The sequence below is a fragment of the Thermostichus sp. OS-CIW-30 genome (assembly GCF_054060215.1).
In genome coordinates, this window is record NZ_JBSSCZ010000010.1 from 58,728 (window position 1) to 78,330 (window position 19,603).

Consider the following 19,603-nt stretch of genomic DNA (forward strand, 5'->3'; position numbering starts at 1 on the left):
GAAAGGACTCCGTCCCGCTACCGCGATCGGCGCTTCCTGACAAGGGGGTACCGCCTAGAAGTTAGCACGGGATAACTGACGGGATAACTGTTGGATGATTCTCCAACGGCAGGACTGTCCTCTGGCTGGGAACCTTCCTTTAGGCGACTTGGGGTACGGGCTCAGGGTTGGGCAGCAGGCCAGCTAGGCGCGGGGAAAAACGCAGTGCTGCCTGCACAAAGGCTTGAAACAGACGGAAGTGCAAGGACTCCGTCCCGCTGACGCGAAAGGACTCCGTCCCGCTACCGCGAACAGCTTGCCGCCACTGACCACATTTAACAATTGCATCCCCCGGCAAATGCCCAAAACAGGGATCCCCTGGGCCAGCACGGCCTGAGCCAAGGCCACCTCAAATCGATCTCGCTCCGAGTTGACATAGCGCACCTGGGGATGTTGCGGATCTTCTCCGTAGGTGCTGGGGCAGAGGTCGCCGCCACCGGTCAACACCAGGCCATCCACCCAAGACAGCAAAACCTGGGGCTCGCTTTCGCCTGGGGGAAAAAGAACAGGGATCCCTCCGGCAGCACGAATGGCATCCACATAGCGGCCTGGCGCTACAAAGTCTCCCTCGTCATTGCGGTTGCGGGTGGTAACGCCGATGAGCGGTCGATTTGAAAAAGGGGATGTCCGATTCATCCTTCTACGATAACCTTATTTCCCGATGTTGATGGTGCTATGCCTACGGCAGAGGAACCGCACCACTGTCCTGAGCAGAAAAATCCAAAGTTTTCCCCCGCGATAGGAGTTAAATCTCGTTGTTGCGCAACGCTAACGCAAAGGGATCCCAGAAATCGCCGAAGCCATTAACCTTTCCCAAGGAAGTAGCGGCGGCTGATCCCTTGGGCCAGCAAGACGAACAACACCAGGGATCCCTGAATCACACCGGCCAAAGAAGACTCCAATTGCAAAGAGAGAGGCAGTTGCAAGCTGCCGATGTTAAGACTGCTGAAGAAAAAGGCAATCGGCAAAATCAGCAGGGGGTTAAAGCCTGCCAGCATCACCACCAACAAGGCCAGAAAGCCCAAATTGCTGGAGATATTGGGGATGAGGCGATGGAACAGAGCCAACACCTGCAAGGCGCCCGCCAGCCCTGCTAAGCCCCCACAGCAGGCAAATGCCATGAGCAACCTGCGGGTAGCCGGGATCCCCAACCGGAAAGCAGCTACAGGGTTTTTCCCCACCGCCCGCAACTGCAGGCCGAAGCGAGTGTTGCCCACCACCAGCACCGTCAGGGCCAAAGCCAACAGGGCCAGCAGCAACGCCACCGGACTGGCCTCTGACCGCCCCCAGGTGGGCAACCACAGACGGGGATCCAACACTTCCGTCCCGCTCATGGAAGCCACCCCCGGCCTTTTCCAAGGGCCGAAGATCAGGTAGAGCACCCAACCTTGGGCAACAAAATTCAGCCCCAGCCCAGCGAAGATCTCGTTGACCCGCCCCCACACATTCAGGATCCCAGCCAACAGGCCCCAGCCCGCCCCCCCCAGGATCCCGGCCAAAAGCGCCAAGGTAATGGCCAGTGGCGGCGGCAACCATCCCGCTTCCAGACGCACCAGAAACGTGGCCGCAATTGCCCCGACCACCATTTGCCCTTCGATGCCCAAGTTGTAGAGACCGGCAACAAACGTAAACACCAGCCCACAGCAGCAGAGGACAAGGGGAGCCAGCGTTGCCAAAACCCGGCCAAACTGAGCTTCAGTGCCGAAGGCCCCCTGCCACATGCTGGCCGCCACCTGGAGAGGTGAAGCCCCCGCCAGCAGGATCACCCCCGCCACAAATAGCAGCGCTGCCAGCCAAGCCAATCCCTGGATTACCCAGGTACGCTCTAGAGACACCCACGACCGGCCCGATTCCGCTATTCCCGCCATGCTTTAACACTTCCTAGGATTCTTAAACTTAAGATTTTTAAACTCAAAGAGGCTCCCCGCTGCCCTGCTCCAAGAGGGGATCCAAACGGCGCACCAGTTGCCAGCCCTCCACCTCCGCCAGAGGTTGTAACCCCAAATCCCGGATCTCCACCTGTTCTGCCTGCACCGGAGATACCCAAAGGTAGTCTCCATGCTCCCCTCGTCGCAGAGCCTGATCATCCACCCATCTCCCCGGATTAGGGGTATAAAAAGCGATGGCCTGGGCCTGACAGACATCCGGCAAGCCGCTGCGGCCAATATCCACCACCGTCTCCCCAGACTCTGTCGAGGACTCCGTCCGAATAGCGCGAACGGACGGGGGCAGCATTTGGTTCCAATCCATTTGGGCAAAAGCAGGGCTGAAGTTGCCGAAATCAGGCCGCAAGACGATGGTGATCATGGCGAGGATCCCGACCAACAAGAGGATTCCCACCCACAGCTCGCCGGCGCAGCGCAACACCCGCCGCCAACTCCAGATCCCCGGCAGCAAGAGGTACAAAAGACCCATCGCCACCAGCGGCCAAGCATGAGGCTGTAGGAGCTCCAGACCGTCTACACCTAGCCGGACGGCCACCCCCAAACCCAACAGCAACAGCCCCACCGCTGCCAGTCCCCAAGAGAGCACCTGGGCCAGACGGGGCTTTAAGTGCAAGGACTCCGTCCCGCTAACGCGATCCGCACCGCTGACGCGACCCCGCATAGCCAACGCTTGATCCAAGGCTACCCCGGCCAAGAGAGCCAGCCAAGGGTAAAGCTGCACGGTGTAGTAGGGGGTTTTGGTGGGATAAAGCTGCAACAACAACAGCAGCAGCAGGGGGAAAGACCAGATTAGCAGCGTGGATCCCGGCTGCTGGCGCACCAGGAGAAAGCCACCCACCAAAGCCAAAACCGTCCACGGGAAGCCATGAACGGGAATGTGCCAAAAGTAGTACCAGCCGGTGGCATCCGCATGGAAGGGCTCTTGCCCCAGATCCCACACCTTCCCCACCAGGGTGGTCAGCACCTGTGGGCCATACACCTGCATGGCCAGACCCAGCCAGAGGCCAAAAATCCCCAAGCCCAGCCCAAGCGCCAGCCAAAATGGGGCGGATCCCATCCAGCGGCGCCGTTGCTGCACGAGATAGGGGATCAAAGCCGCCCCCGGCAGCAGGATCATGGCACTTTTCATCAGCAGGCCCAGCCCGAAGGCCACTCCGGTTAGCCAAAACCAAACCCTGTGGCCGCGGATACCGTTGACCAGCCCCAGGATCCCCAGCAGCTCCAGAAAGGTCAAGGGCACATCCTGCCCCACCAGCCGCCCCTGCTGCACCCAGAGGTAGCACAGGGGCAAAACCGCCATCCCCAAAAAGGCCGCCCGCATCGGCAAAAAAAACCACCCAATCCAACCCACCAGGGGAATGGAGAGCAAAGCAGCGAGGATCCCTGGCAGCCGCGCTGCCCACTCGTTTACCCCGTACAGGGCAAAACTGAGGGCCACGCTCCAGGTGAGCAGAGGGGGTTTCTCGAAAAAAGGCTCCCCCAAAAAAGTGGGCCCCAGCCAATGCCCTCCCCGCAGCAGCTCGCGGGCCATTTGGGCATAAAAGCTCTCGTCGCAGCCGGCCAAACTGGGATCCGCCCCCGAAAGCACAAACAGAGGCACTGCCAGGCCCATGACTAGTAGGCTTAGGCCCCAAAAGGGCACTAGGTGCGGGTCGCGGCGAAACTGAACGAAGGAGCTGGATCCCGGCAGGGATCTGCGGCTAGGAGAACTGCCCAGACGGTTGGGGTTGCCGAAAGGACGCATGGGACTCCGTCCCGCTAACGCGATGGGACAAGTCAGCAAGGGGCGGCTCTAACCAGACTAGACAAGGACTCCGTCCCGCTTACGCGAGCGGCAGAATTTTTTAGGGAAGCTCCAGAGATCCAGAGGAGCTGATACATTTACGCTGAACACTGCTGAACATCACTGTTCAACTATGCAGCGATAGCATTCTGTTTGTTTCCAACCAGAATGGCGGTATCCCGCAAAGCTTTGAGTAGAATACCCAAAGCGCAGTTTCCGTGTCGTCTTACTACCAATTTTCTGCTTTGCTTTGGCTACCATGTTGGCAGACTCGAAAGTAAACAGAAAGATCAACTGGTAGTAATCCGTACTGAACATATTATACATTATTTTCAGTATAGTTGAGCTTATTATTGACTAGAGTCATGCTCTTCAGCTTATCTGCCGGCAAGGTTAAGCCCTGAAACCAGCTAAAAAACTGCAAGGACTCCGTCCCGCTGACGCGAAAGGACTCCGTCCCGCTTACGCGATCGGCATAGGGCCAAAGAGCGGGCTCCAAGTAGTAGAAGTTCTCCCCCCGGTCGGTAAACTCCCAAAACTCTGCAGCCGTAGAGAGCAGCTCTTGGTGGATGCTCTGCAGGCGCGCCAGGGGCTCGTGCTGCATATCCTGATAGATCAGCCTGGCCCAGTCCTCCCGGCCACGACTGAGGAAATAGGCTGCCAAGCGGACTTGGGTTTTGCGGATCCCACGCAGGGTGGTTTCCTGTTGCTCGCTTTCGGGATCCTGATCCAGACGTAACAAGGCTTGCACAATGGCTTCCGTTGTTTCAGAGCCCAGAGCACAGCTCGACTGGGCCAACATTCCCAGATCAAAGCCAAAGGTTTCAGATAGGAAAAAGAGGCCAGCTTTGTAGGCAATTAAGCTGTAGTAGCGAAAGTAGCCAACAATCTGCAAGACCAGAGCCGACTGGCGGTGTTGTAGGGCTGCCTCGGCCAACAAGCGGTACTGCTTGAGCAGGTTGTAGCCGCTGCGGATGTCTCGCGCGTTGATGACGGCCCGCAGATAGGTGTTGAAAAACTTGATCACCCACCCCGCTACCGTGAGTTGTTGGGCTTCCAGGGCGCGGATCCCCAGCTCCCGGCTGTGAATGGCCACCAGGGTGCTCGCCTGGCGCATGCCGTTTAGCCCCTCGGCAAACAAGGCTTGATACTGCCGCAGTATCTTCAGCTCCAGCCAGGATCCCTCTGCCTCGATCCGGCCCAGCAGGCCCCTATCCACCGAAGCAAAGTCCGGATCCCGCCGCAGAGCCGGGGTAAAGAGAAACCAGGCAGGGGGCAGTTGTGCTTTGTGAGCAGCATAGAAGACCCACAGAGACTTCAAGCTGTCCAAGGCTTCCAGGAGAATGCTCCCCTCCTGCTGACGGAGAGCACTGGTGGCGATGCTTTTGATTTCATCCAGAGCCGAGAGGCAGCGCTGATGAGCTGGCGAGCATTCGCCCATTGGAGAGTGCTGCTCTGTTGCTATGCCTACGGCACCCTGTATTCCTGCGCATCGCTGTTGCTGCACAACGTTGTCGTGACGAGGCCGCAGTTGCAGTGAACAACGGGAGAAATAGCCCCTCTTGGATCCGGAGTCCGATCCTGATCTCCTGGAAGCAAGGGATCCCAAAACGGCCTGCCGCACCTGCTGCTCAATGCGATGGATAATCGAGGCCGGTTGCAAGAAGTGAAACACGAAGCGAAAGTAGGGGATCAGCACCAAAAACGAGGCTGTGCCCAGCAGCAAATTCAGACCGATGAGCAGCCCCAGACGTTGTTGCTCCACACCGCCGACGCGAACGTAAAGGCTCAGGGCTGCCGAACTCCACAAACTGACCACATTGGCCAGAATCAGGAAAAAGAAGAGGTAGAAATTGACTTTCTCGCGCAAAAACAGCTCCGTGACCTTTGGCGTGAAGCGATCCGCGCTCAACTGCACCACAATGGCCACCACCGAGAGGGTAAAGCCCAGCACCCCCGACAACACCTGAGCCAAGGTGGTTACAAATTCCTGCAAAGCTTCTGTATCCTGCGTGGATCCCGCCCGAACCAGGTTCAACCCGCTCTGGATCCAGCGGTGCCCACCCCAAGCCCAAAGCAAACCTGCCCCCACCACTGCAGCACTCCAGGGCAGAAAGCGGGGGCGACGCCCAACAAAGCCTGGATCTGTGTGTCTCTCTTTCACAATGGCCCTTCTCAGAGAGGGGGTGCCTCAATACTCGCTTAGAAGAGCTTCCACAAACTCGTAGCTGGAAAAAGGCCGCAGATCTTCTAGCCCCTCGCCGGCGCCGATAAAGCGGATGGGCAGGTTCATCTGCTGCGTAATGGCCAGGGCAATCCCCCCCTTGGCGGTGCTATCCAGCTTAGTCAGGATCACACCGCTCAACTTGGCAGCCTCGGCAAACACCTCGGCTTGGCGCAACCCGTTTTGCCCTTGGGTGGCATCCAGCACCAGAAGGCTTTCTACTTTGGCTTCGGGAGCTTTTTTGTCAACGATGCGGCGGATCTTGGCTAGCTCGTCCATCAGGTTTTTCTTGTTTTGCAGACGGCCTGCCGTGTCCACCAACAGCAACTCGGTGCCCCTGGCCTTGGCGGCTGTGATGGCGTCAAAAACCACCGCTGCCGGATCGGCATTGGGAGAGGGATTGGCGATTACCTCTACCCCTGCTCGCTCTGCCCAAACCTTGAGCTGCTCCACAGCAGCAGCCCGGAAAGTATCAGCAGCAGCAATCAGACAGCGGTATCCAGACTTGCGGGCGACATGGGCAATTTTGCCAATGGTGGTGGTTTTGCCCGCCCCATTCACCCCGACAATCAGCCAAATGTTGAGCGTGTCCCGTTGTGGGGCAAAGGTGGGATTCCCCACCGTCAACATCTGCCGCATCTGCTGCTTGAGGTATTTGACGGCCTCCTCTGGGGGCACCACCTCCTCTCGCATGCGCTTTTGTAGGGCTTGGATGATCTGCTCGGTGGCGTCGATCCCCACATCGGCCTGCAGCAACAGGGCCTCAATTTCTTCCACAGCCTTCTGATCCAGGGGGCCGCGGCCTACCAGGGCTTTCAACTGGTTGATCAGGTTAAGGCGAGTTTTGCCCAAGCCTCGCCGCAGCTTTTGCAGCCAGGAGATTTCCTCAACGGAAATCTCTTCCGGTTTGCGCCCTTGGGCCGCCAGGATCTCGGCTGACCAGCGGAAGCCCTCATCGAAGACCAGCTCTTCCGGCCCAGTCTCTGGAGAAGGAGCAACGGCTGGAGTCACCGGCTCGGGTTTGGGCTCATCCACGGCGCTGGCTTGCAGGGCTTGGAGACGCTCAGCAGCACGGGGAGCCAGATCGAAAAACGAGGGAGCTGCCGCCGGCTGCACAGGGGGCGATTCTGGAGATGCTGGTTCTTGTGTTGGAGTGGAGGACTGGACGGGTTCACGGGGTTCTGCTTGGGCAAGTGGGCCGGAGTCCTCAGTCGAGGCCGGTGGCTGTGGCTGGACGGATTCTGCAGGGATCCCTTCCGCTGGCGCAGGTGGGACAGAGTCCTGGGTTGCCGGTGGGGCTTGGGCAGCGGTACGGGCCTTCAGGTTGGCATAGGCGGCTTTGGCGAAGGCCAAATAGTCTTCCGGGGAGATCTCCGCCGGTTCCGGGGCCGGTGGCGAAGGCTCTGCTTCACCAGAAGAGTCGGTAGAGTCGGTATAGCGGCGGCGAAACCAATCGAAGGCCATAATCCCATCTCCAGCCTGGCTGATCTTTATCCAGTTTGACAGAGCAGCTCTCCTGCTAGAGCGCAGCCCTGGGGAGCTCATCCCTGCTCAATGGGGATCCCCGTTAGCGGGACGAGGTCCTTTCCAACCCTTCCACCCGCACAAACCCAATCACCTGCAACTGGTCAGGCTCTATCTCTAGGCTGAGCACCCGCATCAGGATCCCAATCTCTTCCAGCTCTTGCAGGTCAAGCACCTCATTGAGCCCGCCCAAAAACGCTGCTGAGATCTCATCGGGAACCCGCACAGAACCGATCACAAACTCCGGATTCTCCAGCTTTAGGCTGCGCCCTTCTTCCACGCGGATCCCGGTGTTAAACACCACCTCCACCGCTCGCGTTAGCGGGACGGAGTCCTTTTGCTCAGTACCGCCGTCTTTCTCCACCAAGAGGGCAGAGAGCTGAATGCGGCTGGGATCCAAAAACTCGACGCGGGGCTGACGCAGATCAAAACGGCGAGCTTCCCTTCCAGCTCCCCCAAAAGGCAGATCGGCGCGGATATCCTGAAACTGGCGGAGCACCTCCGGCTTGTTGAGGGCAGCATTCAAGTCCTCTTCCCGCACCAACACCCGTACCGCCGCTTGCAGAGGTCGCGCCAGGCGCAAGGGAGCCCCCTGGAAAAAAGAGGGGTCAATTGCCACCGGATCAGTTTCCAGCTCCAGAAGCTCGATGCGGGGAAAGGGCGCTCGATAGAGCCCGCGACCGGCGATCAGCAGGCGATCCGCTTGGCCATTCAGCAGCCGGTAATTGGGCTGGCTTTGGATGCGCACCTCCAAAACCTCTGCCCGATCCAACTGATCCAACAGAAGCTGCCGCGCCGTCTGATCCGCCAGATAGCCCGCTCCTCCTCCCAAGCCCGCCAACAGCCCCAAGAGAACCGCCAGGATCTCCATGCTCACTGCCCTGCTGTGCCCTAACCTAGGTTAGCAAGGGGATCCCTGGCCCCCCTTGGGGATCTGGGCTAGCGCAGCACCTTGAGGGGGCTGGCCTCAATGGGTCGGTTGCCCATAAAGGTTTTGGCAATTTTCAGGCCATCGGCCATTATCGGCCGATTGAGCGCGGGGTCATGGATGAATTTGGCGCCAGAGGCAACCGTTGGGCGTCCCTCCCCCCAAGTGTCCACGACTTTGAGAGTTGCAGCAGCAACTGGACGTCCGTCGGCATAGTAATCCACCACTTTCAGGGTCGAAGCCCCAACCGGACGGTGGTCAATCTCAATTTCGCTGAACTTGACAGGGCTGGGAAACACGGGCGGGCCGGATTTCTCCCCCAGCAGTACCGGCATCTGAGCAGCCGCAGAGGCCCCATCAGCAGGCAGGGGAGCCAGGTTTAGAGCGTTACCCGTTTGCGTTAGCGGGAGGGCGTCCTTTCCCATAGAAGAAGCCTCTTGCTCTGGAAGCGTGCCGGAATGACCATTTGGAACGGCCATAAGAAACTCCTGAGTTGGTAGAGATAATGAACAAAACAGGACGGGAAAGGGCAGGAAGCTAGATCCCAGTGGAGCGCTGCAGAAGAGGGATATCCTTGGCAGGGCTAAAGGTTGGCCTCCCCAAGTTCAAATGAGTGAGACTGAATCTCGAATCTAAAAATATTCTAAACCAAAGTTTGGCATGGGATCCGCCGGCTGTGACCCAACGGTTCCTGAGACGATGCCGGCCAGTCGCGTTAGCGTTGCGCAGCTATGACGTCCTCTTCGCTTCAGCCACTCCCTGGCAAAATCCAAAGCGGACGGTACACTAGTGAGTTAGCAAAGTCTATGGCAGGGATCCCCTATTCCTATTGGCGCTGGGCAAGGTGGGCTACACCGGCTCTGTGGGCGTTGCTGCTTTTGTCTGCTCCTGCGGCTTGGGCTTCTGCCCCGGATGCGCCCCCATTTGACTTGGGTGTCGTCCGCTCCCGTTCTTTGCCGTGGAGACATCCTCTCCTTGTTCCCGAGCAGAAGGATCCCATCCCAGCCACTCGCGTTAGCGGGACGGAGTCCTGGGTTGAGGTCGAGGTGACAGAGCATCCCTTTCTGGAGTTCACCCTTGAAGAAAGCAACGCAGCTATTGCCCTATTCGGCTGTGATTGCCCGGCCCACCTCAACCAGTTGCGGAGACTGCGTGGCCTGCCTTTGCTGTGAAGCATAGCTCCACCAGTAGCCATCCCCGACCAAGAAACACAGGAAGTCATCAAGGCCAAAGATTGGGAGCGAGAGCCATTTCAGCCGGCCTTGGGCAGAAGGGATCCCTCTGTGCCGAGTTAGGGCAGGACAGGGAGTAGCGGCAGGATCTCAATCTCGGTGCGTTGGGTTTGTTCGGGGGATCCGGAGGGCCAAATGGAGCCGCCGGAGCCGTGGAGTGGAACGGTCTGACCGGCTGGGCTGGCCATGCCGTGCTGAGTGATGAGCTGGTTGAGGCGGGCAATGCGCTCCGAGACAGGGGGATGGGTGCGCAGGAACTCTGGCACAGATCCGCGGGATTGCAACTTGGCCAAAAATTGCGGCATGCCCTGCGGGTCAAACCCGGCGCGATAGGCTGCCCCCAAACCTTTTTCATCGGCGATAAACTCGTTTTCACGGCTCTGCGGGCGCCGTACTCCCAATTCCAGGGCCAGAGCGGCCAGGGTACTGTCGTTGAGCCCCAACAATTGAGCCCCAAACTGGGCAGTGGCAGCCTGCTGCAGTTGTTGCAGGCCGTGGCGTTCGCCGATGTGGGCCACCTCGTGGGCCAGCACGGCGGCAATCTGGTCGTCGTTGTCGGCGGCTGCAAGGGCACCAGTGGTGATGTAGACAAAGCCTCCCAGTGTGGCAAAGGCGTTGATGTCGGGATCTTCCACCACTTGAAAGGTGTAGGGCAGATGGGGCCGTTCGCTGTGGGCGGCCACCCGTTGGCCAATGCGGTTCACCCGCTCGACCCAGTAGGGATCCGAACTGAGGCGAAGTTGTCCCCGCGCTTTCAGCTAGAAATCGCAGGAGCCCCGCACTGTACCCGTAGGTTCAGTGTTGGGAGGAATGCGCTTTGATGAAGTATAATGGACCTTAATGGTGCAAGCGTAATTGCGCTTTTTGGGGCTGCTGTAAACCAGCCTAGAGGTCCGTGGTTGGCTTGCCAACTGCAGGGCTACTGAAAGCCCGCCCTGTACCGCTTAGCGGTCAGAGTCGGGTAGTTTACTTGTCGATCGATCTGGCGGCCTAAGCTCACCTCTTGGGCATCGTTCAACTGGCTCACCTGCAGCCACTGAAGGCCATGAATCAGCAAACGGCCCAGATCTTGGGCATGGGCAGGGGATCCCATCCCAGATGCCGCAAGAATGCTGAGTAGGGCAATGGCGACCGGTCTCACCGCGCGAGAACTCCACCCCTTGGAGAGGAGAGGATCCTGTCCTGCTGGCGCGAGCAGCCTGAGGGTGTGGCGAGGTTTCAACATCAGGAATTGGCTCCATCAAGTACCCTCAAGTTAGCGATCCCGAAGCAAGATTGTCCTGCCACCCAAGCGAAACCGCTTTGCTATCAAGGGCAACCGCCGAGAGAGTTTCCCCTGGCTTGGGGGAATGGAATAGGATAGGGCTCTATATTCAGGCAGACGTTTAAGGGCGGTCATGACGGGATCCCCTACATGGAACCCTGAAATCTCCCCATCTCCAGACTCCTGGGCCACGGGCAGCGTTTACTTTCGGTCGGATGCCCAGGGGATCCATCTGCACTTGCCCAGCACCTTGCCTTGGGAGGAGCTTTGGGAAAACCTGGTTTGGCAGTTGCGCAGCCGCAAACCCTACTGGGCCGGAGTCGCTCCCCTCACCCTCTGGAGCCAACAGCGAGAGTTGGATGTGTCTACCTTACAAGTTCTTGCTACCCTATTGTCCCAGCATGGACTGCAACTGTGGTGCGTCCAAACCCGATCCCGCTCGACAGCGATTGCAGCAGCGACGTTGGGGTATTCTGTGGAGCAATCTTCCCTTTTGGAGGCAGTTCCCCTTGCTCCCCCAGACACCACACCTCTGTACCTACGTTCGACAGTGCGCTCTGGCATGTCCGTGCGTCACAGGGGCTCGGTATTCCTGTTAGGGGATCTCAACCCCGGCGGCGAGATCATTGCTGGAGGAGATATTTGGGTTTGGGGACGCTTGCGGGGCCTGGTTCACGCGGGGGCCGACGGCGACAAGGGAGCTGTAATTTTGGCTTTGCAGTTGGAGCCCACTCAGTTGCGCATTGCCGATCAAGTGGCCCGTCCGCCAGAAGGTGGATCCCTGCCCAACACCCCTGAAGTGGTTTACCTGCAGGAGGATGTCATCTGCGTCGCCAGCCTTCAGGATTTTCTGCGGAGAGGAGTATGAGCCGAGTCATTGTCATAACCTCTGGTAAAGGTGGAGTCGGCAAAACCACCGTGACGGCCAACCTGGGCACTGCCTTGGCGCGCTTGGGTCGCTCGGTGGTGGTGGTGGATGCAGACTTTGGCCTGCGCAACCTGGATTTGCTGCTGGGGCTGGAGAATCGGGTGGTGTACACAGCCCTAGAGGTGATCGCCGGGGAATGTCGCCTCGAGCAAGCTTTGGTGAAAGACAAGCGCACCCCCAATCTCTCGCTGTTGCCGGCAGCCCAAACCCGCAACAAAACGTCGGTGCATCCGGATCAGATGCGCCAGTTAATCGAGAAGCTGGCCAGCAGCCATGACTATGTGCTGATCGATTGTCCTGCTGGGATCGAGCAGGGGTTTCGCAATGCCATTGCCGGGGCCAACGAGGCCATCATCATCACCACCCCAGAAGTGGCAGCGGTGCGGGATGCAGATCGCGTGGTGGGCCTGCTGGAAGCTGCACAGATTTCATCGACTCAGCTGATTGTCAACCGCCTGCGCCCGGACATGGTGGCAGCCGGCCAGATGATGTCGGTGGAAGATGTGGTCGAGGTGCTGGCCATCCCGTTGGTGGGTATTATTCCAGAAGACCGCGAGGTGATCGTCTCCACCAACAAAGGGGAGCCCCTGGTTCTCTCCGCCAATCCAACTCTGGCTGCTCAGGCCATCCAGCGCATTGCCAGACGGCTAGAAGGGGAAGCGGTGGAGTTTCCCAAGCTGGCCAGCTTGAGCGAGTCTTTTTGGGAGCGGGCCAAACGGTTTTTAAACCAAAAGGTGCTCTGACAACTGTTTTGTCGTTTTTCCCCACTTTATCCAGATTGGAATGGCAATTTTGACCTGTTCACAACTTTCACAACTGAGTAACAAGGCCGGCAAAACCTATGCTCCTCGATTTTTTGGATCAGCTTTTTTCTCGGCACTCCGGCAACAGCCGCCAGCAAGCCAAGCAACGGTTGAAGCTGATCTTGGCCCATGACCGCGCTGACCTCACCCCGGCGGCGCTGGAATCAATGCGCCTGGAGATTTTGGGGGTGGTGTCCCGCTATGTGGAGCTAGATTCAGAGGGAATGCAGTTTCATTTGGCTACGGAAGGGGGAACGACTGCTCTTATTGCCAATCTGCCCATCCGTCGCGTTAAGCCCTTAGAGACGGGTCTCAGCCACCCGGAAGGCGAGAAAGCCTAGAAGGGGAGATTTTTGGCAGCATGTCGATTTGCTTTCAATTCCCAACAGAGCTGCCCAACGCCAGAGTGGTCGTCAAGCCCGCTCTGTGATACGTTGAGGTAAGTCGTGTGTACTGTAGAAAGAGTGGAGCTGGGTGTAGCTTTTGCAACTTTATGGAGCCAGCACACAGAGGTTAACTAAATGTTAACTCTGCATGTTCGGTTAACTCTGCATGTTCGAGCTCATGAACTGCTGACGTGATGGGCAGAGCCACCTTGACGATTGGAGACTTTCCAGCAGTCTGTATTGGCGTTAGCGTTGCGGAGTAATAACGACGTTAACGATGGAAACAAAACGATGGAAACAATGAGAGGGTTGGCGTTCAGTAGCTGGAAAGGTAAGGGCTCCGTCCCGCTATTGCGTTCGGTTAAGCCTTAATATGCAAGATTCATTTGAGCTGACGATCCTGTTTACGCTAGCCCTGGTGGCTGGGATCGCTGCTCAGGTGCTGGCCAATTTTGTCAAAGTGCCCAGCATTGTATTCCTGCTGCTGTTTGGCCTGTTGCTGGGGCCAGATGGTTTGGGCTGGGTTCATCCCCAAGTCATGGGATCCGGGCTGGAAGCGCTGGTGTCGTTGGCGGTGGCTCTGATCTTGTTTGAGGGGGGACTGAACCTGCGGCTGCAACGTCTCAATCAGGTATCCGATAGCCTGCGCAATTTGGTTTTGTTGGGATCCCTGCTGACCTTGGTGGGGGGAGCGGCAGCAGCTCACTATCTGGGGGAGTTTCCCTGGCGGCTGGCTTTTTTGTTTGGATCCCTGGTGGTGGTAACAGGGCCGACGGTGATCAACCCCATCTTGAAGCGGGTACGGGTCGATCCGGCAGTCAGCACGCTCCTGGAGGGAGAAGGGGTGCTGATCGATCCCATCGGGGCCATTTTGGCGGTGGTGGTGCTGCAGGTGGTGCTCTCTGGCCATCCCAGTTTTCTCATGGCCCTGGAACAGTTGTCCAGCCGTCTGGCCATCGGGTCGGCGGTGGGAGCGCTGGGGGGCTGGCTGATGGGATCCTTCCTGCTCTGGTCGCGGCAGTTTTTAACCGAGGAGTTGCGCAACTCGGTGGTGCTGGCAGGGGCGCTGGGGGTGTTTGCCTTGGCCCAGTCGCTGCGATCGGAGGCGGGGCTGATGGCGGTGGTGATGGCGGGCCTGGTGGTGCGGCAGAAGGCGGCCATTGCCGAGCGGGGTGTGCGGCAGTTTCACGGCCAGTTGGTGGTGTTGGCCATCTCTGTGATCTTTATCCTGCTGACTGCCACGCTCTCCCTCAAGGCGGTGTTTGCCCTGGGCTGGGGATCCCTGGCCACAGTGCTGTGCTTGATGCTGGTCATCCGCCCCTTGAGCGTGTGGCTGTGTACCTGGCGCAGCGACCTGAATTGGCGGCAGAAGCTGTTTGTGGCTTGGCTGGCTCCTCGGGGCATTGTGGCGGCTTCGGTGGCCTCCTTGTTTGCCATTTTGCTGACAGAACGCGGCATTACCGGGGGAGATGCCCTCAAGGCGCTGGTGTTTTTGACGATCTCGGTGACGGTGACGGTACAGGGGTTGACGGCAGCCTGGGTGGCCCGCTGGCTGGGTCTGGATCAGGGCAGTTCCACCGTAATCATCGGCGATCATCCCCTCACCAACCAATTGGCCCAGTTGATGCGCTCGCTGAACCAGACAGTCGAGGTGATCCCACTGCTTTCTGGGGCTTCCAAAAATGGGTATGGCAGCTACGAAGCTTCCCATTCAGCGGACGCCAAAGACCCCGTTTCGCAGAAGCGTCGTGCCGCCATCGCGTCAGGGATGCGGAGCAACAGTGGTGCAGAGCAACATGGCAATGGCACCCACAAACCTGACCTGAAGCCAGAGGCTGCCCCCGGATCCCTGCAGGAGGCCGTGCTGAACGAGTCTGCTCTGTTGAAGGCTGATATCGACCATGCGGAAACCCTGTTGATCCTCACTCTGGATCCGCAGGTGAACTGGGCCATTGCCGAGTTGATGGTTAAGCTCTCGGTTTCTGCCACCATCTGGACGGTGTTGCTGCCGGATATGCCTATCTCAGAAGGGATCCGCACCTTGCAGCCTTCCTTCTCCCAACTGCAGCGCTGGGTCGGCTATCTGGAGGCCAATCGGGCCGAGCTGCGCTCGATCACCCTACCCACGTTGGCGGACTTGGGCCTACCCCTCCCCTTCTCGGCTTCGGCCCTGCCAGAGGCAAGCAACAAGGCTGTTCGCGACAGCAGGACGGAGTCCTTTGTCTTAGCAGCTCAAGAGTCGCTCCCGACAGCGCTGCCCAATCCCTTCTTTGCCCAGGTGGGGCTGGAGGATCCTACCCTTGAACGGCTGCGGGATCAGTTTGCCTATCGAATCAAAGCCGATCTATGCCTGCCCTTGTTGTTGGTGCGCCCGCAGCGGCTGAGGAGCGGCTCATCTCGACCGGGTCGGCTCTTCTACCTGCCTGAGCCAGACATTTGGCGACGCGGGGATCGCATCTACTACCTGGAGCGCGTTTCCAGCCCTGTGGATGCCGGTGCTCTCTCCGCCAAAGAGTCTGATTCCCAAGAATGGGATCCGTCGGCAGCCGTTCGCGTTCGCGACAGCGGTGCGGAGCACAACAGTGGGATAGAGTCTTTGGTGCTGCCCCAGTATGTTGAGGGCGTCAAGCTCCACTTTGATCTCTAGCCAGCCAGCGGCCACTGGGGATGAGCGAGCACCCTTGCACCTGCTCAGGCCGACCCAGATAAACCCAAGCAAAGGTGCCGCTATCCAGTTGCACCCACTGCCGTTCGTACACCCGCGGGTGGTCTTCCAGCTCGTCCAATCGGGGCAATAGACTCAAGGGGATGCGGTAGCACTCGCCGTAGAGCCGGTTTCGGCCACGAACTGCCATCGGGTAGGGGCCGAGACTGTAAAGATCAATGTGGTTGAGGCTGTCTGTCCCCAAAAATTCTGCCCCCTGCAGCAAGCTGTGGTATTGGCCGCCCCGCAGCAGGGATCCGTAGACAAAAACCACTGTGGTCGGTTGCATAGCGTTGCGGAGTAATACAGCTGCTTCACAGTGCCTTGAAAATTAGGGAGATTGCGTCCATTTTTGGCCAATGCGCGGCTCCGACCCGGCCAGTAGGCGCTCGATGTTGCGCCGATGAGCACCGATCACATACACCCCGCCCGCCAACGCAAACAACAAATACGGCAAAGGTTGAGCTGTTGCCCACATCACCACCGGAGCCGCCACTGCCGCCAGCAGGGAGCTGAAGGAAACGATGCGGGTGAGGGCGAGCCCCAGCAGCCAGACGCCGAAAGTTGTCAGGGCTACCGGCCAAGCCATAGCCAACAAGATCCCCAGGCTGGTGGCCACCGATTTGCCCCCCCTGAAGCCCAGCCAGCAGGAACGGCTATGGCCGATCACTGCGAACAATGCCGCCAAAACCACCCACCACGCGGATCCCAAGGCCGATCCCAGAGCCACTGCTGCTGCCCCCTTGGCAGCATCCACCAGCAACACCAGCAGGGCGGGCCCCTTGCCCAACGTCCGCAACACATTGGTTGCTCCGGTAGAGCCGGATCCCTGTTGACGAATATCGATCCCCCCCCACCAACGGCCTACCCAATAGCCGGTCGGGATGGATCCCAGGAGATAGCCCCCCAGCACCGCAAGAAGAGCCGTAAGCAATGCAGGCATAGCAGGATCTGGAACGCTCTTCCCTCACTTTGCCACAGGGTCTGGGCTGCAACTGGGATCTTGCCCCGTCCGGGAGCTTTTGGCTGCTCGCGGCCTCGTCTGCAACACCGTTACGTTCGCGCCAGCGGTGCGGAGCACTTTCCCCCTGCCGTGGGCCCCGAAGAGGCGGGACAGAGTTCTCTCCACCCAATATCGAGAGTCGCTAAATATCGAGAGTCGCTAAATATCGAGAGCCGCCAGATCCAAATGGGCACTGTGGGCCTCAATAAACTCCCGTCGGGGACCAACAGCATCTCCCATCAAGATGGTGAAAATGCGATCCGCCTCCACCGCATCTTCGATGGTGATTTGTTTGAGGGTGCGCGTTGCCGGGTTCATGGTGGTCTCCCAAAGTTGTTCAGGCATCATTTCCCCCAGACCCTTGAACCGTTGGATGGTGTACTTGGCGTTGGCAGGCAGCCCCCGCAGGATCTGGTCTTTCTCGGCGTCGCTGTAGCAATAGCGAACATTGTTGCGGCCCCACTCGATTTTGTAGAGCGGCGGACAGGCGATATAGACATAGCCCTGTTCCAGAAGCGCCTTTTGATAGCGGTAGAAAAAGGTCAGCAACAGGGTGCGAATGTGGCTACCGTCCACATCGGCATCGGTCATGAGGATGATGCGGTGGTAGCGCAGTTGGCTGGGATCAAATTCATCGCCTTTAACTCCCAAACCCAGCGCTGTGATCATCGCCTGAATTTCGGCGTTTTTGTAGATCTTGGCGGGATCCGCCTTTTCAATGTTGAGGATCTTGCCGCGCAAGGGCAACACCGCCTGAAACTGCCGATCCCGACCTTGTTTGGCGCTGCCCCCTGCAGAGTCGCCTTCCACCAAATACACCTCAGACTCCGCCGGGTCGCGGCAACTGCAATCGGCCAACTTCCCCGGCAGCGTGGAAGATTCCAGGGCAGATTTGCGCCGCACCAATTCTCTGGCCCGCCGGGCTGCCTCGGCAGCATTGAAGGACTGGATGGCCTTATCGACGATCCCCCTGGCCACGTTGGGGTTGAATTCCAAGTACTCCGTGAGCGCCTCGGAGACGAGGGTTTGCACAATGCCCCGCACCTCGGTGTTGCCCAACTTGGTTTTGGTTTGCCCCTCAAACTCGGGGTTGGGCACCTTGACCGAGACGATGGCCGTCAACCCCTCGCGCACATTTTCCCCAGCCAGGTTGCTGTCGGAATCTTTCAGCTTGTTGAGCTTGCGGGCTTGACTGTTGATGGTGAGGGTAAGAGAGGTTTTCAAGCCCTCCAGGTGGGTACCCCCTTCGTTGGTGCGGATGTTGTTGGCAAAGCCAATCAAAGTGTCGGTGTACACATCCGAGCACCACTGCAGCGCCACTTCCACCTCCACCCCATCCCGCTCCCCTTGGATGTAGATGATGTCGGAGTGGATGGGCGTTTTTTCGTGGTTGATAAAGGCCACATATTCCTTGATGCCGCCTGCATATTGATAGGTTTCGCAGTGAGGCGGATCCCGCCGCAGATCGCTAAAGGTAATTTTCAAGCCGGCATTGAGGTAGGCCAATTCGCGAAAGCGGGCCGCCAGCAGGGCATAGTCGAACTCTCGCTCGGGAAAGATCAGCCCATCCGGCTTGAAGCGCACCTCTGTACCCCGCCGATTGGATCCCTTGGGTTGGGGTTCAGATTTCAGGGATCCCACCACCGCCCCGCGCTCGAAACGTTGAAAGTAAACCTTGCCCTCTCGCCAAACCGTCACCTCCACCCATTCGGAGAGGGCATTCACCACCGACACGCCCACCCCGTGCAGCCCGCCGGAGACTTTGTAGCCGCCACCGCCAAACTTGCCCCCCGCGTGCAGCACCGTCAGCACCGTAACCAGAGCCGACTGCCCGGTTTTGGGGTGGATGTCCACCGGAATGCCGCGGCCATTGTCCAAAACGGATACCGAGCCGTCGGGATGCAGGCTGATCTGAATATCATTGCAATAGCCGGCCAGGGCCTCATCCACAGAGTTGTCCACCACCTCGTACACCAAATGGTGCAACCCCTTCGGCCCAGTGGAGCCAATATACATGCCAGGCCGCTTGCGCACAGCCTCCAAGCCTTCCAAAACTTGGATCTGCTCTGCACCGTAGTTTTCCGTCATTCCCAACTCCAATCCCGAGGAAGGCTCCCGGCCAAGATCAACAGAAACCCAGAAAAATTGACCTTAAAGGCCAGGAATCAGCTTATCATCAAAAAACTGTCCCCATGATAGCACAAAAGGCTAGAACGGCCACACAGGCGCTTCTGAGGGCCAAGTTCAGGATGGGATGCAGGTACGGAAGTCAGGCCGTCTTGCCGAACTCTAACCCAGAAAGCTCTCCACCAGCCCCGGCGGCGGCTGCACGTGCAGTGCGCCTTTTTCCAAATCCACGACGGGCACCAGGGCTTTCACAAAGGGGATCAACACCTGCCGGTGATCAGGGGTTGTTATCTCCAGCACATCCTGGCCGGCTGCCAAAATCCCCGAAACATGTCCCAGCAGCTCCCCTTGGTGATAGACGGCCAAGCCGATGAGATCGCGGTAGTGGTACTCTTCCGGCTGCAAGGGCAAGCGGTGGGAAGCCGGTACCAGCAGCCTAGCCCCCACCCAGGTCTCAGCCACCGTTCGATTGGGGATCCCTTCCAGTCGCACCAAATAAAGACCCTTAGCCGGGAAAAACTGCCCCTCGATCAAGGGGTGCAGCAGGGGCTCGGGATCCGTATCCCGCTGCAACCAGCGTGGTCCAGGCTCTGTGAAGCGCTCTGGAAAATCCGACCAGCACCTAACCCGCAGCCAGCCCCGCAAGCCGTGGGCCGCCACCACCTGTCCCACCAGCAGCCAATCGGGATCCCGGGCCATCATGGTCGGTCAA

The 19,603-nt window shown here is 58.7% G+C and carries 18 protein-coding genes and 1 pseudogene; 5 read left to right on the forward strand and 14 right to left on the reverse strand.

What is annotated here, in order from left to right; all coding sequences use genetic code 11:
- Window positions 1–183: 183 nt before the first annotated feature.
- The 8 genes and pseudogenes from ACVWZF_RS05875 to ACVWZF_RS05910 all read right to left on the reverse strand — a co-directional run bounded on the left by ACVWZF_RS05875 (window position 184) and on the right by ACVWZF_RS05910 (window position 8,869).
- A complete protein-coding gene (locus tag ACVWZF_RS05875; RefSeq protein WP_457411073.1) occupies window positions 184–675 on the reverse strand; it encodes a gamma-glutamyl-gamma-aminobutyrate hydrolase family protein in 492 nt (163 codons plus the stop codon).
- 167 nt (window positions 676–842) lie between these two features.
- Window positions 843–1,907 carry an ABC transporter permease gene (locus ACVWZF_RS05880; protein WP_011431976.1) on the reverse strand — a complete coding sequence of 355 codons (1,065 nt, stop codon included), beginning with the start codon at window positions 1,905–1,907 and terminating at the stop codon, window positions 843–845.
- Between the two features lie 43 nt (window positions 1,908–1,950).
- Window positions 1,951–3,729 carry an ArnT family glycosyltransferase gene (locus tag ACVWZF_RS05885; protein ID WP_457411075.1) on the reverse strand — a complete coding sequence of 593 codons (1,779 nt, stop codon included), beginning with the start codon at window positions 3,727–3,729 and terminating at the stop codon, window positions 1,951–1,953.
- A gap of 170 nt (window positions 3,730–3,899) precedes the next feature.
- Window positions 3,900–4,083 (reverse strand): annotated as a pseudogene (locus ACVWZF_RS05890) (hypothetical protein); the annotation flags it as partial.
- 4 nt (window positions 4,084–4,087) lie between these two features.
- Window positions 4,088–5,932, reverse strand: a complete 1,845-nt coding sequence (locus tag ACVWZF_RS05895) for a DUF2254 family protein (protein WP_049749549.1) — start codon at window positions 5,930–5,932, stop codon at window positions 4,088–4,090.
- A gap of 27 nt (window positions 5,933–5,959) precedes the next feature.
- On the reverse strand, window positions 5,960–7,456 hold the full coding sequence (ftsY, locus tag ACVWZF_RS05900; protein ID WP_011431979.1) for a signal recognition particle-docking protein FtsY: 1,497 nt from the start codon (window positions 7,454–7,456) through the stop codon (window positions 5,960–5,962).
- A gap of 103 nt (window positions 7,457–7,559) precedes the next feature.
- A complete protein-coding gene (locus ACVWZF_RS05905) occupies window positions 7,560–8,387 on the reverse strand; it encodes an LmeA family phospholipid-binding protein (RefSeq protein ID WP_011431980.1) in 828 nt (275 codons plus the stop codon).
- Between the two features lie 68 nt (window positions 8,388–8,455).
- Window positions 8,456–8,869, reverse strand: a complete 414-nt coding sequence (locus ACVWZF_RS05910) for a hypothetical protein (RefSeq protein ID WP_457388252.1) — start codon at window positions 8,867–8,869, stop codon at window positions 8,456–8,458.
- A gap of 381 nt (window positions 8,870–9,250) precedes the next feature.
- On the opposite strand from ACVWZF_RS05910, the gene ACVWZF_RS05915 reads away from it, so the two are divergent.
- A complete protein-coding gene (locus ACVWZF_RS05915; RefSeq protein ID WP_041436106.1) occupies window positions 9,251–9,616 on the forward strand; it encodes a hypothetical protein in 366 nt (121 codons plus the stop codon).
- 119 nt (window positions 9,617–9,735) lie between these two features.
- Here ACVWZF_RS05915 and ACVWZF_RS05920 read toward each other — a convergent pair whose 3' ends face one another.
- Entirely contained in the window at window positions 9,736–10,380 is a 645-nt protein-coding gene (locus ACVWZF_RS05920; RefSeq protein ID WP_457411077.1) for a M48 family metallopeptidase, read from the reverse strand.
- 215 nt (window positions 10,381–10,595) lie between these two features.
- Window positions 10,596–10,901 carry a hypothetical protein gene (locus tag ACVWZF_RS05925; protein ID WP_414343871.1) on the reverse strand — a complete coding sequence of 102 codons (306 nt, stop codon included), beginning with the start codon at window positions 10,899–10,901 and terminating at the stop codon, window positions 10,596–10,598.
- 172 nt (window positions 10,902–11,073) lie between these two features.
- Between ACVWZF_RS05925 and minC the strand changes: the two genes are divergently transcribed.
- The 4 genes from minC to ACVWZF_RS05945 all read left to right on the forward strand — a co-directional run bounded on the left by minC (window position 11,074) and on the right by ACVWZF_RS05945 (window position 15,704).
- Window positions 11,074–11,808, forward strand: coding sequence for a septum site-determining protein MinC (gene minC, locus ACVWZF_RS05930; RefSeq protein ID WP_457411079.1), 735 nt, complete (start codon window positions 11,074–11,076; stop codon window positions 11,806–11,808).
- Complete coding sequence (gene minD, locus ACVWZF_RS05935) at window positions 11,805–12,611, forward strand: septum site-determining protein MinD (RefSeq protein WP_457411080.1); 807 nt, start codon at window positions 11,805–11,807, stop codon at window positions 12,609–12,611. Before minC ends, minD begins: the two co-directional genes overlap by 4 nt.
- A 98-nt stretch (window positions 12,612–12,709) precedes the next feature.
- Window positions 12,710–13,012 (forward strand): cell division topological specificity factor MinE, encoded by a 303-nt coding sequence (gene minE, locus ACVWZF_RS05940; RefSeq protein WP_414412932.1) that lies wholly within the window; start codon window positions 12,710–12,712, stop codon window positions 13,010–13,012.
- A 418-nt stretch (window positions 13,013–13,430) separates the two neighbouring features.
- Complete coding sequence (locus tag ACVWZF_RS05945; protein ID WP_457411082.1) at window positions 13,431–15,704, forward strand: cation:proton antiporter; 2,274 nt, start codon at window positions 13,431–13,433, stop codon at window positions 15,702–15,704.
- Here the strand turns inward: ACVWZF_RS05945 and ACVWZF_RS05950 are convergent.
- The 4 genes from ACVWZF_RS05950 to rimM all read right to left on the reverse strand — a co-directional run bounded on the left by ACVWZF_RS05950 (window position 15,682) and on the right by rimM (window position 19,593).
- Window positions 15,682–16,050, reverse strand: coding sequence for a gamma-glutamylcyclotransferase family protein (locus ACVWZF_RS05950; RefSeq protein ID WP_414329655.1), 369 nt, complete (start codon window positions 16,048–16,050; stop codon window positions 15,682–15,684). The genes ACVWZF_RS05945 and ACVWZF_RS05950 overlap by 23 nt on opposite strands.
- 42 nt (window positions 16,051–16,092) lie before the next feature.
- On the reverse strand, window positions 16,093–16,704 hold the full coding sequence (plsY, locus tag ACVWZF_RS05955; RefSeq protein ID WP_041436109.1) for a glycerol-3-phosphate 1-O-acyltransferase PlsY: 612 nt from the start codon (window positions 16,702–16,704) through the stop codon (window positions 16,093–16,095).
- Window positions 16,705–16,923: 219 nt separating this feature from the next.
- Window positions 16,924–18,852 (reverse strand): DNA topoisomerase (ATP-hydrolyzing) subunit B, encoded by a 1,929-nt coding sequence (gyrB, locus tag ACVWZF_RS05960; protein WP_457411084.1) that lies wholly within the window; start codon window positions 18,850–18,852, stop codon window positions 16,924–16,926.
- A gap of 201 nt (window positions 18,853–19,053) precedes the next feature.
- Window positions 19,054–19,593 carry a ribosome maturation factor RimM gene (gene rimM, locus ACVWZF_RS05965; protein WP_457411086.1) on the reverse strand — a complete coding sequence of 180 codons (540 nt, stop codon included), beginning with the start codon at window positions 19,591–19,593 and terminating at the stop codon, window positions 19,054–19,056.
- Between the last annotated feature and the right edge of the window lie 10 nt (window positions 19,594–19,603).

Coding starts and splice junctions, on each gene's coding strand:
- ACVWZF_RS05875 (WP_457411073.1), bottom strand. CDS start 675: ATGAATCGGACATCCCCTTTTTCAAATCGACCGCTCATCGGCGTTACC.
- ACVWZF_RS05880 (WP_011431976.1), bottom strand. CDS start 1,907: ATGGCGGGAATAGCGGAATCGGGCCGGTCGTGGGTGTCTCTAGAGCGT.
- ACVWZF_RS05885 (WP_457411075.1), bottom strand. CDS start 3,729: ATGCGTCCTTTCGGCAACCCCAACCGTCTGGGCAGTTCTCCTAGCCGC.
- ftsY (WP_011431979.1), bottom strand. CDS start 7,456: ATGGCCTTCGATTGGTTTCGCCGCCGCTATACCGACTCTACCGACTCT.
- ACVWZF_RS05905 (WP_011431980.1), bottom strand. CDS start 8,387: ATGGAGATCCTGGCGGTTCTCTTGGGGCTGTTGGCGGGCTTGGGAGGA.
- ACVWZF_RS05910 (WP_457388252.1), bottom strand. CDS start 8,869: ATGGGAAAGGACGCCCTCCCGCTAACGCAAACGGGTAACGCTCTAAAC.
- ACVWZF_RS05915 (WP_041436106.1), top strand. CDS start 9,251: ATGGCAGGGATCCCCTATTCCTATTGGCGCTGGGCAAGGTGGGCTACA.
- ACVWZF_RS05925 (WP_414343871.1), bottom strand. CDS start 10,901: ATGTTGAAACCTCGCCACACCCTCAGGCTGCTCGCGCCAGCAGGACAG.
- minC (WP_457411079.1), top strand. CDS start 11,074: ATGACGGGATCCCCTACATGGAACCCTGAAATCTCCCCATCTCCAGAC.
- minD (WP_457411080.1), top strand. CDS start 11,805: ATGAGCCGAGTCATTGTCATAACCTCTGGTAAAGGTGGAGTCGGCAAA.
- minE (WP_414412932.1), top strand. CDS start 12,710: ATGCTCCTCGATTTTTTGGATCAGCTTTTTTCTCGGCACTCCGGCAAC.
- ACVWZF_RS05945 (WP_457411082.1), top strand. CDS start 13,431: ATGCAAGATTCATTTGAGCTGACGATCCTGTTTACGCTAGCCCTGGTG.
- ACVWZF_RS05950 (WP_414329655.1), bottom strand. CDS start 16,050: ATGCAACCGACCACAGTGGTTTTTGTCTACGGATCCCTGCTGCGGGGC.
- plsY (WP_041436109.1), bottom strand. CDS start 16,704: ATGCCTGCATTGCTTACGGCTCTTCTTGCGGTGCTGGGGGGCTATCTC.
- gyrB (WP_457411084.1), bottom strand. CDS start 18,852: ATGACGGAAAACTACGGTGCAGAGCAGATCCAAGTTTTGGAAGGCTTG.
- rimM (WP_457411086.1), bottom strand. CDS start 19,593: ATGATGGCCCGGGATCCCGATTGGCTGCTGGTGGGACAGGTGGTGGCG.